General features: G+C 34.2%; 19 protein-coding genes. 4 read left to right on the top strand and 15 right to left on the bottom strand.

The window, feature by feature from the left end:
• Positions 1 to 461 (top strand): HAMP domain-containing sensor histidine kinase (locus J7604_RS22530; protein WP_293901255.1); only part of this gene is annotated, 461 nt, incomplete at its 5' end.
• A gap of 162 nt (positions 462 to 623) precedes the next feature.
• On the opposite strand, the gene J7604_RS22525 is transcribed toward J7604_RS22530, so the two are convergent.
• From J7604_RS22525 to J7604_RS22505, 5 genes are all read right to left on the bottom strand, one after another.
• Positions 624 to 1,397: a tetratricopeptide repeat protein gene (locus J7604_RS22525; RefSeq protein ID WP_293901252.1), complete on the bottom strand. Its 774-nt coding sequence runs from the start codon at positions 1,395 to 1,397 to the stop codon at positions 624 to 626.
• Positions 1,398 to 1,624: 227 nt separating this feature from the next.
• The gene (locus tag J7604_RS22520; RefSeq protein WP_293901249.1) at positions 1,625 to 2,377 is read right to left on the bottom strand and encodes a LytTR family DNA-binding domain-containing protein; all 753 of its coding nucleotides are present in this window, start codon (positions 2,375 to 2,377) and stop codon (positions 1,625 to 1,627) included.
• Positions 2,378 to 2,402: 25 nt separating this feature from the next.
• The gene (locus tag J7604_RS22515; protein WP_293901246.1) at positions 2,403 to 4,250 is read right to left on the bottom strand and encodes a 7TM diverse intracellular signaling domain-containing protein; all 1,848 of its coding nucleotides are present in this window, start codon (positions 4,248 to 4,250) and stop codon (positions 2,403 to 2,405) included.
• Between the two features lie 146 nt (positions 4,251 to 4,396).
• Entirely contained in the window at positions 4,397 to 4,819 is a 423-nt protein-coding gene (locus tag J7604_RS22510; RefSeq protein ID WP_293901243.1) for a VOC family protein, read from the bottom strand.
• A gap of 203 nt (positions 4,820 to 5,022) precedes the next feature.
• Positions 5,023 to 5,358, bottom strand: a complete 336-nt coding sequence (locus J7604_RS22505; protein WP_293901240.1) for a hypothetical protein — start codon at positions 5,356 to 5,358, stop codon at positions 5,023 to 5,025.
• Positions 5,359 to 5,543: 185 nt separating this feature from the next.
• Between J7604_RS22505 and J7604_RS22500 the strand changes: the two genes are divergently transcribed.
• Positions 5,544 to 5,936 carry a MerR family transcriptional regulator gene (locus J7604_RS22500; protein WP_293901238.1) on the top strand — a complete coding sequence of 131 codons (393 nt, stop codon included), beginning with the start codon at positions 5,544 to 5,546 and terminating at the stop codon, positions 5,934 to 5,936.
• 374 nt (positions 5,937 to 6,310) lie between these two features.
• Here J7604_RS22500 and J7604_RS22495 read toward each other — a convergent pair whose 3' ends face one another.
• From J7604_RS22495 to J7604_RS22475, 5 genes are all read right to left on the bottom strand, one after another.
• Positions 6,311 to 6,493, bottom strand: coding sequence for a YnfA family protein (locus tag J7604_RS22495; protein ID WP_293901258.1), 183 nt, complete (start codon positions 6,491 to 6,493; stop codon positions 6,311 to 6,313).
• Entirely contained in the window at positions 6,465 to 6,641 is a 177-nt protein-coding gene (locus J7604_RS22490; RefSeq protein WP_293901236.1) for a hypothetical protein, read from the bottom strand. Before J7604_RS22490 ends, J7604_RS22495 begins: the two co-directional genes overlap by 29 nt.
• 185 nt (positions 6,642 to 6,826) lie before the next feature.
• Positions 6,827 to 7,531 carry a RibD family protein gene (locus J7604_RS22485; RefSeq protein ID WP_293901233.1) on the bottom strand — a complete coding sequence of 235 codons (705 nt, stop codon included), beginning with the start codon at positions 7,529 to 7,531 and terminating at the stop codon, positions 6,827 to 6,829.
• Between the two features lie 21 nt (positions 7,532 to 7,552).
• Entirely contained in the window at positions 7,553 to 7,972 is a 420-nt protein-coding gene (locus tag J7604_RS22480) for a cupin domain-containing protein (protein ID WP_293901230.1), read from the bottom strand.
• 51 nt (positions 7,973 to 8,023) lie between these two features.
• On the bottom strand, positions 8,024 to 9,118 hold the full coding sequence (locus tag J7604_RS22475; protein ID WP_293901227.1) for an NAD(P)-dependent alcohol dehydrogenase: 1,095 nt from the start codon (positions 9,116 to 9,118) through the stop codon (positions 8,024 to 8,026).
• A 497-nt stretch (positions 9,119 to 9,615) separates the two neighbouring features.
• On the opposite strand from J7604_RS22475, the gene J7604_RS22470 reads away from it, so the two are divergent.
• Complete coding sequence (locus J7604_RS22470) at positions 9,616 to 10,548, top strand: hypothetical protein (protein ID WP_293901224.1); 933 nt, start codon at positions 9,616 to 9,618, stop codon at positions 10,546 to 10,548.
• Positions 10,549 to 10,612: 64 nt separating this feature from the next.
• Here the strand turns inward: J7604_RS22470 and J7604_RS22465 are convergent, their stop codons facing one another.
• Positions 10,613 to 11,854: a sigma-70 family RNA polymerase sigma factor gene (locus J7604_RS22465; RefSeq protein ID WP_293901221.1), complete on the bottom strand. Its 1,242-nt coding sequence runs from the start codon at positions 11,852 to 11,854 to the stop codon at positions 10,613 to 10,615.
• Between the two features lie 43 nt (positions 11,855 to 11,897).
• Positions 11,898 to 12,239 (bottom strand): YciI family protein, encoded by a 342-nt coding sequence (locus J7604_RS22460; RefSeq protein WP_293901218.1) that lies wholly within the window; start codon positions 12,237 to 12,239, stop codon positions 11,898 to 11,900.
• Between the two features lie 320 nt (positions 12,240 to 12,559).
• Here J7604_RS22460 and J7604_RS22455 point away from each other — a divergent pair, with 320 nt between their 5' ends.
• On the top strand, positions 12,560 to 13,363 hold the full coding sequence (locus tag J7604_RS22455) for a helix-turn-helix transcriptional regulator (RefSeq protein WP_293901215.1): 804 nt from the start codon (positions 12,560 to 12,562) through the stop codon (positions 13,361 to 13,363).
• 158 nt (positions 13,364 to 13,521) lie between these two features.
• Here the strand turns inward: J7604_RS22455 and J7604_RS22450 are convergent, their stop codons facing one another.
• The 3 genes from J7604_RS22450 to J7604_RS22440 form a co-directional block, all read right to left on the bottom strand.
• Positions 13,522 to 13,650 (bottom strand): hypothetical protein, encoded by a 129-nt coding sequence (locus J7604_RS22450; protein ID WP_293901212.1) that lies wholly within the window; start codon positions 13,648 to 13,650, stop codon positions 13,522 to 13,524.
• 156 nt (positions 13,651 to 13,806) lie between these two features.
• The gene (locus tag J7604_RS22445; RefSeq protein ID WP_293901209.1) at positions 13,807 to 14,640 is read right to left on the bottom strand and encodes an energy transducer TonB; all 834 of its coding nucleotides are present in this window, start codon (positions 14,638 to 14,640) and stop codon (positions 13,807 to 13,809) included.
• A gap of 244 nt (positions 14,641 to 14,884) precedes the next feature.
• Positions 14,885 to 16,714, bottom strand: coding sequence for a hypothetical protein (locus tag J7604_RS22440; protein ID WP_293901206.1), 1,830 nt, complete (start codon positions 16,712 to 16,714; stop codon positions 14,885 to 14,887).
• Between the last annotated feature and the right edge of the window lie 23 nt (positions 16,715 to 16,737).

Here is a 16,737-nt window from a genome sequence, read left to right as displayed (position 1 = left end):
GTACAGAAAACTATGAAGACATCAATTTGCCTGAAATGTTAAAAGAGGTAAAATCTATGTTTGAAGAGCCTATCAAAAAAACTAATGCAACAATTAAAGAAGACTTCAGTGAGATTTCAACCATCAAATTCGCAAAGAAAAATCTTCAAAGTATATTTCATAATCTTTTAAGCAATGCTATAAAATATCATTCACCTGAAAGAAATCCTGAGATATTTATTACTACGAAACTTGAAGAAAATCATACTATTTTATCAATTCAAGACAATGGATTAGGTATGAAAAAAGAACAAGCTGATAAGATTTTTTCTGAATTTAAAAGGCTTCATAAAGATGTAGAGGGATCTGGGGTTGGACTGTATCTCGTCAAGCGAATTATTACCAGTGCAGGTGGAAAAATTGAAGTTGAAAGTGAACCCGGTAAAGGTTCGATTTTTAAAGTGTATTTTAAGAATAAGTAATGTGAATAATTTTCCTCTTTTCAGGCACTTCGTATATAGGATGTTCATATGATAAGGTAAAATCCCTACAAGGAAATTCTTTGGATATAGCAGTACATTCATCTTATTCTTGAATCACCTATTTTATAAAATTTAGGGATCTATTTACAATGTGAAATTAAATTATATTAGAGTTTCAATCTGTTGATTCCCCATCAACTCTAAATACCTGGCAGAAATAGAAGGATCGATAGCCTTTTTAAACCCCCATCTATGTATTACACCACAATATTGAAAAATATCCAGGCCATAGTCAGCAAAAGCCCCAGAGATATCTCCTTTTTGAACTCTATTCATAAAATTAACATAGTCGCTCAACTTAGAAACAGGTTTTCCTGGAAAAATCTCCGGTTCGTCAACATTGATAAATTTAAGACCAAGCTCCTTGCGCATGTGGTTTCTTATTTCATATAAACGGCTATTACTATTAGGATCCAGAGCTATTAATTTCTCAATATCTGGAAGGGCCTGGGCATAATTACCATTATCATAATACAAAAGTCCCCTGTAATAGTAAGGACCGACTCCATTGGGATTTATCTCTATACTTTTCTGATAATAGTCAAGTGCTTTTTGTACATCACCATAGCCTTGCTCATGACAGCGTGCAAGTCTGAAATAGTAATCTGCGTGATAGAATTCAGGCTCCATTTCTATCGCTTTCTCCAAATCGAAAATAGCATCCTTAAATTTCCTTAGATGCACGTAGCAAATGGCTCTCATAGCGTACTGAGTAACATATTGATGTCTGAAATGAGCATCAATATTTATACCCTCAGTAAATTTTTCAATAGCTGATTCAAATCTTTTTTCCTCTGATAATTGGACTCCATCGGAATACAAGCTTTGAAGCTTTCGAAAAACTTCTGGACTGGAATACATTGGTTGTGTGAACATAGTAGGTAACCCTCTGAATTTAAAAAAAAAAGATATAGCATTGAAGTGAGTAAAGTATCTATTACGATACTTCGATTGGATGAATTGTTATAAAAACAGGATGAATTGTAAGAAATATCTGCCGAAACAAAAATGATACTAGCATGCTTCTTTCTTAGATATAATAAAAAAATTTGAGGAATTAATTTTTAAGTTAACTCAAAAAACTTAAGTTGTTACTTTTGTGATCACTTTTCCAACCACTTTTTAAAATCTGCAACTCTTTCTCTGCTCACTATAATTTCCGATTGATCATAGGGTATGCTTAGCTTCAGAACCAAGCGACTGTTGACATAGGTTTTAATTTCAATAATCGAATTTCTATTCACTATGTAAGTACGATTAATTCTAAAGAATCTTTGTGTATCCAGAATTACCTCTAACTGTTCCAGAGTATAATCTATAATAAATTTCTTATTATCTGATTTATACAGATAAGTATACTTGTCTTTGCTTCCAATAAGGCTTATCTCTTCAATTTTTACTGTATTGATACTTTCACCAACCTTGATTATAAAACGATCTTTTACCGGTTTTCTAAGCAATGAAATCGTTTGGTTATAAACTTGTGCAACAGAAAGATTCTGTTTGAAAATAAAGTACTTGTCAATGGCTGCTTTTAGTTCTGAAAAACTGACAGGCTTTAATAAATAATCAATACTATAAAATTTAAAGGCTTTGATAGCAAATTGATCATAGGCTGTAGTAAATATTACCGGAGCCATAAGGTTGCATTCGTCAAATATTTCAAAACATAAACCGTCTCCCAATTGAATATCCATAAAGATAAGATCAGGCATTGGATGGTCTCCAAACCAAGTAATAGTATTTTTTACCGACTCCAACCTATCTAAAATTTCAATAGAAGTGTCATAGGTTCGAATCATCTTTATAAGTCTGTTCGCAGCCCTTCTCTCATCTTCTATTACCAATACTTTCATATGATTATGAATTGAATTATATTTATTATTGATTAACAAATGGTATTCTCACAATAAATTCAGAAGAAGTATTGAAAACTTCCACAGGTTTGCTTGATATAAACTTGTATCTTGACTTAATATTTTTTAATCCTTTTCCTGTTGATTTTTCCATCCCTCTGCGCAACTGCATATTGTTGCTCACAACAATGTATCCTTGCTCTGTATAAATTTTTACACGTAATGGATTTTCAGAACTTATTACATTGTGCTTGACTGCATTTTCAATAAGCAACTGCAGTGTAAGCGGAGCTATCAATTGATTTTGGATATGCTCTGTATCTATTGTAATATGCAAATTCTCTTCAAATCTAATCTTCAAAAGAAATATAAAAGATTCGATAAAATCCAATTCTGTATTCATGGGCACAAGACTTTCCTGCTCGCACTCAAGAATATACCTATACACTTTAGCCAACTGCTCAACAAATGTCTCAGCCAGCTCTTGCTCTTCATTTACCAGATCTGATAATACATTCAGACTGTTAAAAAGAAAATGAGGATTGATTTGTTTTTTAAGAGATTCATATTCTGAAAGAAGAATTTCTTTCTTAAGTCGTTCTTTGTCCAGCTCAAGTTGTTTTGATTTTCTAAGAAACTGTTCATTGGTTTCCAACTGTAAAATAATTTCCTGTTGCTTTTTCTCATTGTCTTTTCTAAGGGTCGTAATTCTGTGGGCCAAAGCGAAAGAGAGCAGGATCATCTCTAAAGCTGAACCGGTGATCATCGCATAATGAGTAAACAAGTTATAAGGAAGGACGCCTTCATTCTTTAGTATAAAACAAATATATCCCAACATAAAAAGTGACCAGCCAACCAATAAGAACTTGGTCTGCAAATTGCCGTTTTTAATGGATATATATATTGATATATAGAACAAAGCGATACAGCTCAATCCTAATAGATCATAAACAAGTTCCTTTGCACTATAATACCCGAAAAGGTCTAAGACTAAATACAAAGGAAACAGAGAAGCAACCACTATTATTGTTTTATAAATTCCGGCTGAATATTTTTTTATATGCAGAAAGTTAATTACGAAAATACATCCACTGGTACCCACCATGCTGCCGCTTACCATGTAAGCCCAATAGTCAAATTTAGGAAGCTCACCAAAGATGTGTTCCTGAGTAAAGCCAAACAAAGCAAGCTGCGTATAGGCCATAAAAAAATGATAGCAGACATAAACCAGGTACATCCTGTCACGCGTGGTCAGATAAATAAACAGATTATACAAGACCATGCTTATAAATATTCCTGCAAAAAAAGTAAGTACCAGGTCTTCTGAATGAATGCTATTATATATCTTTTCTTTTGAACCCAACTGTGCTGGCAGATAAAAGTATTCTTCAACAATAAGCTTTATTCTGCACTGAACCTCTTCTCCCTTTTTTATAGGAATTCCAAATAACAATTGACGGTGTGGATACTTTCTTTTAGAGAGGTTTACAAACATGCCCGTCCTGTATTCGACAATACGGTCATTTGCATATATCACCTGAAGACTTATGCCTTTGAGTCTGTGAAATCCTAAATCCAAAAACACAGTATCTTCATTACTGTGATTGCCGATACTTGTTTGAAACAAGTACCTCCCGGGGCTTAGGGTTGGTTCTTGAAGGGAATAAGTCTTGAAATCTTTTTTAGAAGGCCATTGTATAGGAAAATCCCGATTACCTAAATCATAATATTCAAGTACGGGAATTCCTTCTGATTTTGTCTCCTTAGAGCTTTGAGCAAAAGTTACTGCATTAAAACAACTCAGGCTAAACCCAAAAAGTAACAGTAGTTTTAAAAAGTAGAAAGTTAAAAGTCGAAAGTTAAAAGTTGACATTATTGTTAGTAAAATGATTAGTTTGCTTATGTTAATAGAAGGCTTAGCCTACAAGAAACTGTATAAAAAAGTAGTTGTGTTGCTTCTTTAAAATCTTTAATGGACAATAATACTTACCATACTTTTAACTTTCGACTTTTAACTTCTTAAAGAGGCTCCCAAAGTTCTATTTTATTTCCATCAGAGTCCATAATGTGAATGAACTTGCCGTATTCAAACGTTGCTATTTCATCAAGTATCGTTACACCGTTTTCTCTTAGCTTATTTACAAGTCCTTCAATGTTCTGCACTCTGTAATTAATCATAAATTCCTTTTTTGATGGGGCAAAATATTCGCTTCCATTCTTGAAGGGCGTCCATTGAAGTTGATTTATTTCGTCTGGTTTGTTTACATTTCTAGATTCAAAAGTAGATCCCCAATCATTGACTTCAAGTCCTAAATTCTTTGCATACCATTCTCTGGTGTCTTTTGGATTATCAGAAAAAAAGAAAATTCCACCAATTCCTGTTACCTTTGGAATTGTGCCATTTGATGAAACTGCATTTTCAGCATTTTTTGATTCTTCCATATTACCTTTCATTAATTTGTTGTATCAATATTAGTAAATACAGCCAAAATTAACATTCCGGAACTTACTTTACAACAACAACTTGTATAGAATATTATTCATACATTTCTGGTAGTCTAACAAGAGAAATTCATATTAAAGTTAAAGGGCAGAAGTTCATTTCTAACAAAGCGGCATTCCTGCCGCTTTGCTACCAATACTCTCTATAATCCCAATTCATGAATAAGAAAATCTCTAGTCCCTTCAGGGCCTGATATTGTCACCTGCAAAGGATATGCATCTTTTTGAATCCTCAGATCAAACGTCAGAAATGTACAACATTTTCTCTCTAACTTTACAAGGTTCATAATACTCTCAAGATTATCATCAGCTCCTTCTAATTTAAAGACAATTCCATTTTCTATTTCATTCTTTTCATAAACCATGCTTTTGAATTTCTCAATAGTCTTTTTTCTTTCTTTTAATTCAACATTAGTCAAAGAACATATCAATGGTTCCTTTTCATTTTTAATCATAGAAGCTTCGGATTTTGAATTCACTGAACATTTTTTTTCAAAATTGTTGCATTTATTAGGACAGCAGCTCTGCTTGCACCCTGATAAATAAAATATCATAAACGGGATAAAGAAAAAGGGTGTATTTTTCATAACTTTATTATATTGATTCAAAGCAAATATACAGGGTGGAGTATAGTCCACTGTCAAGCATTTTCTGTAGAAATTTTATGTTAATTGGAGATCTTGTAAAAAAATCAGGCCTGTCAAAAGATACTATCAGGTATTATGAAAAAATGGGGCTGATTAAGCTTAATAAAAAAGAACGTAGAGAGAATAACTACAAAGAGTATTCTGATGATATTCTCGTCAGGCTCAGTCTTGTTAAAAGATTAAAGCTATTGGGATTTACTCTTAATGAGATATCAGATACTATTGAAATATTGCTGGGAGAGACCAATCCCTGCACAGAAATTCTGGAAGCTGTGAATACCAAGATTGATCTTGTAGAACAGAAGATGAAGGAGCTTGAAGAAATTAAAGCCCGCCTCACTGCAATACAAAAAAATTGTAATGGCAACTGTAGTATTGATGATATATTACCAAGTTGTATTAATTTCTAAAAGTCCCGAATTCCGGGGCTTATAAACGATGCTTAAGCTTTTTTACTTACGGGTTTTGATATGCAATTTATATCACATGATTGTACTTTCTTTCTCTTAAAATGCCATGTGGAAAAAAGATGATTGCCAGTGACAGGAAAATTATAGCGAACTTCTCTATAAACACAGCTATCTTGTTAAAGAACCTAAACCTGCTGCAACAGCCATTGGTGGAAGGGCACAACACAGTATACAAAGAAGTCCGCTAACCCACGCAAAATTCTCAAATAATCTCATTTACTTTTATCAGTTTCCATAAACTTCTCTTTTTGTTAAATATACAGTGTGGAGTATAGTCCACAGTCAAGAGAAATTTTAAACTTTTTTTAAATCAGTTAATTTCTAGGCCAATACATAATAATAGCAACTCCAACCAAAACAACTATACTTCCGATAATGTCAAATCTGTCTGTACTATTTCCATCTATTTTCCAACCCCATAATATTGACATTACAACAAATACGCCTCCATAGGCAGCATATACACGTTCAATATTTGCAGGTTGTAATGTGGGGATAATACCATAAAATACTGGTACAATAGCACCTATTATTGCATATCCAAAAGTTCTTACCTTCTCTCAACCACAGCCAGATAAGATAACCTCCTCCTATCTCAAAAAGTCCAGCTAGAATAAAATACAATATTGACTTTAATAAACTCATATTAATTCAAAATTATTCAAGACCAATATAGGTACAAAATATACTTAATACTCATAATTTTCTCCCACCTTCATTAAACTTTATTCATGAATAAACTAAGGTAAACAAAATAGCCAGCTTAAAGCTGGCTAAACGTTATTGGAGTTATTTTGAAGATTTCTTATGTTAAAACCAAGACAAGTCAGTTAATCTTTACTAACAGTATATTTAAGCCAGAGCACAGCATTCTCTAATTGTCTCACTTCTTTCAAATGTAGATGCTGGGATACATTTTTCTGTTGGTAATCGCCCAACTCAAATGTGGTCGGAGCATTTGGGGTTGCATCAGCAACAGGAACTATTAAAATACTTAACTCATCAATTAATCCTTCATTTAACAACGAACCGTTGATATGCCCTCCTCCTTCCAGCATCAGAGTTTTAATGTTAAAAAGATTACTTAGTTGTTCTAAGGCCAATTTGAGATCCATTTCTTTTTTTCCTGCAAAAATATAAGAAACCTTCTTCTGCTGGAGAAAACTTAAATATCCATCACTTACCTGTTCGGTGAGTACTTCAATTATATGATCTCCACCTGTCTCATTTGAGTCCCATACTAATTTCCCTTTGGCATCTATTGCTATTGCAAAGCTTGTTGCTTCTTTATTTCCTATAAATGGTTTTCTTTCTATTGGAGCATTTGATTTTGGCAATGAAGGCTCCTTTTCTTCTGAAAAATGTCTTTCCATTGTAACCCTGCCAACCATCCATGCCTGACTGGCAAAACTTTGATGGCATCTTTCATAAATATCCGTATAACCTTTTGCCTGGTCTTTACTTCCCCAGTTATCAGAAATGATCTTGCCATTGACGGACGACATCATATGACAGATTACATGAGGTTTTTTCATAATTAATTTTTATTAATAAAATTATTCTGGTTTAGCAACTGTAACTTTTGAATGATATTGTTCATCTGTGACCTTCTCCATCCACTCTACCACCTTACCATTAAGGCTTTCCTGGATAGCAATATGAGTCATGGCGATAGTAGACGTTGCTCCATGCCAATGTTTTTCTCCGGGAGGAAACCATACTATATCTCCAGGATGAATTTCTTCAACAGGTCCCCCCTCCCTTTGAGCCCATCCACAACCAGATGTTACTATCAATGTTTGACCTAGTGGGTGTGTATGCCACGCGGTCCGAGCACCAGGCTCGAAAGTCACATTAGCACCTGCCACCCGCGCTGGATCGCTAGCCTGAAAAAGAGGATCGATACGCACTGTTCCTGTGAACCAGTCAGCCGGACCTTTCCCTGAAGGTTGTGAACCAATTCTTTTAATTTCCATAATAAAAAACTTCTTTGATTAATTTAACTTTTTAATCAGTCTTATCGATTCTTACTTTTTTAAAGATGCCATATCAATAACAAAGCGATATTTGACATCACTTTTCAGTAAACGTTCATATGCTTCATTGATTTTTTGAATGTTGATTAATTCTATATCTGAAACAATGTTATGCTTGCCACAGAAGTCAAGCATCTCCTGCGTTTCAGCAATCCCTCCAATCATTGAACCTGCAAATGTTTTCCTTTGTGGAATAAGACTGAATGCTGCAATCGGCAGCGGATGCTCAGGCGCTCCTACTAATACCATTACCCCATCCACTCTTAACTGTCTTAAATAAGCATTAACATCATGCTGTGCAGAAACTGCATCCAGAATAAAATGTAACTTGCCCGCATAACGTTGCATCTGATCTCTATCTTTTGATAACACTACATCATCAGCACCAAGCCTTTTGGCATCTTCAACTTTAGAAGCTGAAGTGGTAAATACAATCACTTCTGCACCCATTGCTTTCGCAAGTTTTACAGCCATATGTCCTAAGCCACCAATACCAATTATCCCGACTTTCTTGCCAGGTCCTACATTCCAATGTTTCAAAGGTGAATACGTTGTAATACCAGCACATAGTAATGGTGCAGTAGCTGCCAGATCAAGATTTTCAGGTACACGCAAGACATAAGCTTCATCCACAACAACACTTTCCGAATAACCTCCATATGTCTGAGTCCCCAGGTGTTTGTCCGGGGAATTATATGTTGCTGTATTACCCTCCTCACAATATTGTTCCAGATCCTCTCTACAATATTGGCACTCCCGGCAACTGTCAACCATACAACCTACAGCAGCATGATCACCAACTTTAAATTTAGAAACGTGCTTTCCTACACTTACAACTTTCCCTACGATTTCATGACCAGGAACACAAGGGTAGACAGTGCCGTGCCATTCATTGCGGGCAGTATGAAGATCTGAATGACAAACACCACAATACAATATTTCAATCTCTACATCATGCGGTGTAGGGATTCTTCGATTGATCTTTATTTGTTGCAAAGATTTATCCGCCGCCGCTGTACCAAATGCCCTCACTTCTTTCGTTTTGACAGAAATTACTCCTTCCGCTGTTGTCTTTAATGTTTCCATATTATAAAGTTTTCAATTTTAAGAAAATATAAATTCAAAAATCATTTCTCGGTTGAGATTGGATTTATACGAAACAATAAAAGCAGATATTGCAAGTATTGTTATGATTCTGATTGATAGACTTAATGTTTCAATAATAATAAAAATTTCTATTGAAAATCATTAATGTTATAAAACTTAATTCCTATTTTGATCTCATTGAAACACATCATATCAAATATGATGATTCAATATCAAAGACCGAAAGCTTGTATAATCAAGGGCAACCAATAGCCTCTCTCCAACTGCAATAAAAAAATCCTAACACTTTGAACTGTGAGATAACTTCTTCATACAATCTCTCAACTATTTTTATTTGATTAATTTTCTAAACATTTCTAAGGGAAAATAAACTTTTTGAGGAAAGATTTCCCTTTTGAAGAATCTTAATTGCTTGAATTCAGCAACAGTTCCGGTCTAAAGGAGTTACTACAGGAATCTTTATTGTTATGGACATCATGAAAAAGATCAGTTCGAGTATTCTTTTATTTATCCTGATTATGTTTGCTTCTGAAAGCTTTTCTATAGCAGGAGAGAATCCCTTTAAGGGACATCATGAGAATTGGCTCAAAAGATATAAGACAAGGAAAATAAACAATTTAAGATTTTCATTGGATAGTATCAAAACTGCTTATCCTCAGCCATTCCTGACAATTCACCTTGGAGCGTCATATACATTAAATACAGGAAATGTTCAGGTAAATTCCGGACAAACTCCCGGCACAAAGATAAATGTCCATGATGACCTAGGATTTCCTAAACATCCGATTTTACTAAGAGCGAACGTAATTTTTAGCTTTGGCAACTTTCATTGGATATCATTTGACACCTATAATGTTAATAGAAGGGGAACTGAAATACTTGATAAAGATATAAAGTATGGAGACACAACATTCCTTGCAGGAAATCAGGTTAAATCTCAGCTAAAATTAAATTATCTGAATTTATCCTATATAAATTTCTTCTATGATGATGGAAGATCCAGAGCTGCTTTTCTTCTTGGAGTAACAGCAACAATCTATTCATTAAGACTTTCCAATAGAACTTTTCCAGATTTCAATGAAAAGCATACTGTATTTGTCCCTCTTCCTACTATTGGGTTCAATGCATCCACATACTTAAATAAAAGATTGCTTGTATTAGCAGTTATAAAATATGGAGGATGGTGGTCCAAAAACTACAACTGCAATTCGCTCAATATTAACCCCTACTTTGAATATTATCTCTATAAAAATTTCGGAATAGGTATGAGATATAACTATGGCTTTACAAGCTTTAAAAAGCTCCCAGAAAAAAAATTCAACGGAAATCTTAAGGATAATTTCAATGCTATTTCCGTAGTGCTAGTTTACAGGTTCCTCAAAAAAGGTGATAAAAAAACAATGCAATAAGAAGTTTGATATGTTCTATTGGGCATATATCTACAACTACTCGTTGTGTTCACTCATATAGAGTTTAGCAATTGTCTTTCTTTTCAACAAGCCTCTGAATTTCTTTTGTTATAGTTTGCATTTCAGTCTTGGATTTGCTCAAAGCAATTGCTTGTTCATAATGTCTTATAGCTTTGTTGTCATCAATGTCCGAATAAAGATAACCTAGCAACGAATAGTAATGACTGTTACTTTCCAGGTTTAATTTTTCAGCTTCCTTTATCCCTATTTCATTTCCATAAACTTTAGCAAATGCAAACGTTCTGTTCAGCGCTGTTACAGGCGAATACTCAATTAAAATAAGTTGATTGTATAATCGCAAAATATGCTCCCATTTGTTTTCATCGGTAGGTGTAGTATGCCAATATGCAATAGTAGCTTCAAGATGATACTTTGAAATCCCACCTCCTTCATAGGCATTTATTAAATAATGATTACCTTTTTCTATTAATTCTTTATTCCATAAACTTTTATCTTGCTGGTCAAAAAGAATTGCATCCCCATCTTCATTTATTCTTGCTTCAAGACGCGAACTTTGGAAGCACATGAGAGCAAGCAAAGCATTGGTTTGTGAAGAATTGGTTAAAGGGTTTTCAGTAAGAATATAAGCTAGTCTCAAAGCTTCGGAACAAAGATCTTTCCGGATGGTCTGATTATTGGTTTTTGAAAAATACCCCTCATTAAATAGCAAGTATAAGGTTGTCAAAACACTATCCTGTCGACTTTTGATTTCTTCTTTATTTAAATTTTTGATTTGAAAATTATTATCCCGAAGCATAGTCCTTGCTCTATGCAAGCGCTTTTTAATTGTCTCAGATTTTGTTAAAAAAGCATTGGCAATTTCTTCAACGCTAAACCCACAAAGTATTTGTAGCGCCAAGCATATTTGGGCTTCATTTGAAATGTCTGGATTGCAAACAGAAAATATCATAGCCAACTGGCTGTCAGTAATATTCTCATTACTGAATTCAAAATCAATTTCAGCTCTCTCATCATTAGACTTCAGGACTTCCTTTATTTTATTTTCAAAAACTGAATGGTGCTTAAAATAATCCTTTGACTTGTTTTGAGCTGTTGTATAAAGCCATGCAGCAGGATTTTCCGGAACACCTTTAATCCCCCATATTTCAGAGGCTTTCAAAAAAGTTTCACTCGCAATATCTTCTGCAATTTCGATATGCCTTAAATTAAACGAGTTACAAAGTACAGCAACAATTTTACCATACTCTGTTCTGAATAAATGTGGTATTAATTCGGTTTCTTGCATTGCTTAAAGGCCCTTGCCGATGGGCAAGGGCTTTAAAAGTAAACTACAATGGATTAATTTCTCTTACCTCTACATTTCCTCCAACGGCGAATATAGGACACCCATGTGCGAGTTTAGCCGCCTCTTCCAAAGAAGCAGCTTTAACAACCGAATAGCCTAAAATAGACTCTTTGATTTCAGCATAAGGTCCGTCAGAAACAATAGTGTCGTCTTTTAGCACTTTTCCAGTGTTTACCAATCGATTACCCCGATCAGCTAATTTGCCCTGAGCTGCAATTCCTGCAACCCAATTCATCCATCTTTGTGTTGTAGCTTGCATTTCTTCTGGTGAGGCCTGAGGCATAGCTTTGTAGTCTGCTCTGAAGATTAATAGAAATTCTTTCATTTTATTAAAGTTATTTTGTTTTATACCGCAATGACGATTGGAACTTCAGAACGGGGACAAAAGCATTAGATTTTTTTTTTAGAAAAATCAGACGCCATCGATAATATTCTCATTTACTTACACTTAAGCACACTATTGCATATAAATCTTTGATAAGTAATGGAACGCTACTTATCAATCCAAACTAAAATACTTTTTAGCAATAATAATTTACGAATGAAAAAGAAATATCTTTATTCAAGAAATTTTTAACTAAACTTTAAAAAATTGGTGGACTGACTAAAACCGGTCACGCCAATCAAACATAGTGACAATATTTTATGAATGCTAAAAACCTCAATTTCAACACCTACAATGAGCATTACAGTTATTTTCAGCAGTTGCTCAGGAAAAATAACATGGAGGAAGTTGCTCCGGGAAAAATAGAGAAAAATCATTTTCCAGACGTCAGACAATATGAGGCACTTTTAAAAATTACTCCTGGTATCATTCTTCTCGTTGATTACTCTCAGCATAGCTATCTCTACCATTCTGAAAATATATCTTTGCTTGACCTTGATATAGATCTGATGTATCAGTTTGGAACTACCTATACCTTTTCTCTTTTCCAGAAAGATCACTACGAAATTATGCGTAGTCATATTTTCCCTGAAGTCTACAAGCTTTTCGGCGAATATATTATGAAGGGTGAAAGTCATAAACTTCGTATTGCGTATTGCAATAAAATGAGGACGCCATCCGGAGAATATAAATGGTTTATGCATCACTTAAGTGTATTAACCTCCCGTCAAAATGAACCTGTGGTAGGTTTAAAACATATGATTGAAATAGATCATTTCAAAAAAGATAATGCGATTGACTTTGCTGCATACATCGTTAATCCAGATAATACACAAAGTACAATTCTGAAAAAATCTATTAATCCAGAAGAAGAATATACTCTGTCTAAAAGGGAAAAAGAAGTTATCGCATTATTGGCTCAGGGTAAGACAAGCAGGCAGATTGCCCAAGAGCTTAATATAAGTCATCATACCGTTAACAACCATAGAAAAAAGATGCTTCAGAAAACGAATACAGCAAATGTAACAGAACTGATGAGTTTGGCTTCTCAAAGGTTTAACTAAGCCTTATTCGATATACAAGCTTCTTTACATTGATTAACTTTCTCTGGAAATAAAAGTAAGGACTGAAAAATTCAATAATAACCAGTTCACGTACATACTAGCTATTATTGTATTTCATAAAATTAACTAATTCAACTATTGATAAGACATCGGCTTAATTACCAATCAATATAAACATCATACCTTTTCGTAAACTCTTTAAGCTCCTGAACAGAACTTATCTGGACATTGCTTCCCAACCAGTCTTCCACAATAAACGTATTTCCAGCTTGAAGAAAATCATCCATTTCGAGCAAAGCGCCTAGGCCAGTGGTATAGCCGATGGCTATTGGTAGCTATCCAGGATCAATCTCATTTGAACAACTGAAATGGATCGTTTTTGCTGCAATTGGGCTTTTAATTCATTTCTGTACATATTTGATTATTAAGTAGAAGCATTGAGATTATAATTTAAAAATGAAAGGTAGATTAAAAATAACGTCTACATTTTCACCACCAGTAATTCCAGGTTTCCAGTCTGGCATATTGGCAATAACTCTTAACACTTCCTTATCAAAATTTTGAGAACCATTGACTGATTTTAAAATTTTTGCATCTTTTATTTTACCATTTTTATCTACAACAAATGAAACATAAATAATGCCTTCTATTCGGTTCTTTCGTTCCCATAAGGGATAGTGAATATTTTCTTGTAAATAATTCATAAGTCCTTCCATCCCGCCATTAAATTCAGGCATTATTTCAGCATGGGTATATGGCCCTATACAACGGAGATTACTATCAAGCTCTGTCTTGATCATGCCGAAGATGACTTCTTGCTCTTCAATGATATTTTCTTCCAAAGACTTTGGCTTACTGCATTTTAAAACAGCCTTTAAAGAATCTCCTCTATCAGAAGGCACTGAAGAAATTTCACTTTGATTATTATTTAACGCTGGTGAATTAACCTGAGCTGTTGCTTCATTATCAAGAACCGAAAAGATCAGTGTTCCAAGAGTTAGCAGATAAAAAGAAAGATTGTTATTTTGCCTATTTTTAGAGACTGCTTGAATTGTTATGATAAAATCTGAGAGGTTGAAATCAAGCTGCCGGGAATAGAATCTTCCGCAAATATTTTTATTATAATTGACTAATATGTATTCAAGTATCTCATCTCTTGTTCTCCCTGTAAAATCAATAACATTCTTGGTACAATGATTGCAAAATCTTGAATCTACTCCTATCTTCATATTCTCCCACTCTTCGTGACAAGGATTTTCTATTCTAAAAACTGACATTATATTTTAAAATACATATATGAAGATAGCTCAATTTATGACAGTTATCAAAAATAAACACTTTTAATGAAGGAAGCCTATTATACTTACTATTATTCGCATGTTTTTAAAACAAAAATAACTGAGCAGATTTCATTTTTATGCGGATAGATTTCAAGGCAAATCCCACAATTATAAAAATTCAAAATAATCACAAAGAATATGCTGTTACATATCCTTTGTGATTATTTAATGATAACATAAATTACATTCCTAAAGCTCCACCTAAACCTGCTGCGATGCCAGATATAACCAACATAGCAAATAACCACCATCCTGCTTCCGCGGCAAGTTTTCTGGTATTTTCTGCTTGTTCTAAGGCAAACTCACTAGCTTCTCTTGTTTTACGCCTAATTAAATCCTCAGCTTGATCCATTTTCTGAAATGAATCCGATTTTACGTCTTCGAATTTTCGAACTACATTATTTATTTCAGATTTATTCAGCGTTCCGCTAGCAGTTAAAAGTCCAACCAAAGTATTAGAATCCATTTGTTTCAACTTCATCTTTAATACCTTTGGCGCCAATCTTGGATTCTGAATCATAAAAATGAACTCTTTTTTCAAAAGATTATAATCCAATTCTGGTCTATCAATTCTTCTGAACAATTGTTGGAACCTACCTTCTAGTCGATTCATGTATTCCTCTTTCTTTTCCCCAAGAGTTTCTTTAACCTTCTCTTTAGTTTCCTCAAATTTCTCTTTAGTCTCCTCTAATTTGGGACTTACAATTTCTTTGATATTTGATGAACGCAGAATAGAATTCAATGCATCTTCTAATTTATCTGCCACGTTCAAAGCTTCAGATCTGCTGACACCTTTTTGGTCTGCTACCGCAGTAGCAATATCATCTTTATCAAATATCTTTCCTTGACTTTTTATTTTTGAAATATCTACTTCATGACTAAATATTTCATCTATCTCTGCTCTTACAATTTCTGGATCAGTATCTATCGGGTTTCTATCCATCACATAATGTTCCATCTCATCTTTAATTTTGGGCAGATACTCTTCTTTAAATTTAGGAATATACTCTTCCTTAACTTTTGGTAAAACCTCTCCCTTTACATATTCTGAAGCTTTAGAACCAAGTCCCCCTGCCTGTCTGGATACTCCGGACAATCCTACACCTGCTAGCGCGCTTTCAAATATTTTATCTAAACTGGAAACATCGGTTCTACTGAAAGCAGGCTCCTTTTCAGCTACCTTAATAAATAGTTCCCTAATGTCAGGAGAAACGCTACCTTTTTGCTCTATTTTTATCTCATTTAACAATTCAGCTAGCTCAGTTTTAAATTGATGGGTATCAAACTTTGGTCTTATCTTCTCTATGACATTATCGAACTTAGTGTTCATTTCTGGATCTTCCACTAATTGATACACTTCGTCTCTGATCTTGTCAACCACGTTTTTGTCCCTATCAGCCTGAGATTCACGACTAGAGAATATTGACCCTGCTCCTGAAATTCCTGATCTTATAGCACTAATTGCAGCTCCCCAGACACCGCTGATAATGGAACCTAGAGCTCGTGTTTCAAGATAAATCATCACCATACTGAATACTGCCCAAATTACCAGACCTAAAGTGAAACCAACTGCATTGCTTTCTATTAATGATAATTTAACTGCCAACATACAAGCAAGGAATAATGAAATAGTTCCTGTGACTAAAGTCCACCCGCCAGCCAAAGACATAAATTTAGAAGCCACGTTTTTAGTCTCTTTCTTATCTTCTGGCTCTTCCTCTCCTACTTCTTCTTTTGAATTCAGATAGGTATTGCGTAGAAACCTTTCTGTTCTCTGCTTGATATTACCAATAGATGTAATACCTAATGCGACAGATAGATTAGTCAGAATAAACTGAAAGCCCAGTGCCATCAGAACTCCTGCTATGATAGTTACAAGAAAGTTCGGATTAGTTACCATTATCGGATCCATTATCCCCACATTTGGATCAAGATCAGATTGGCCATATGTATTTATCGAAAGGATAATTCCCGCCAAGAGCAAGATTATTCCAATTATAGTCTTCTTCATATTCATAATTTGTGATTCAAATA

This window comes from Sporocytophaga sp., assembly GCF_017745095.1.
Lineage (GTDB): Bacteria > Bacteroidota > Bacteroidia > Cytophagales > Cytophagaceae > Sporocytophaga.
This window is presented reverse-complemented; position numbering and strand designations above follow the sequence as displayed.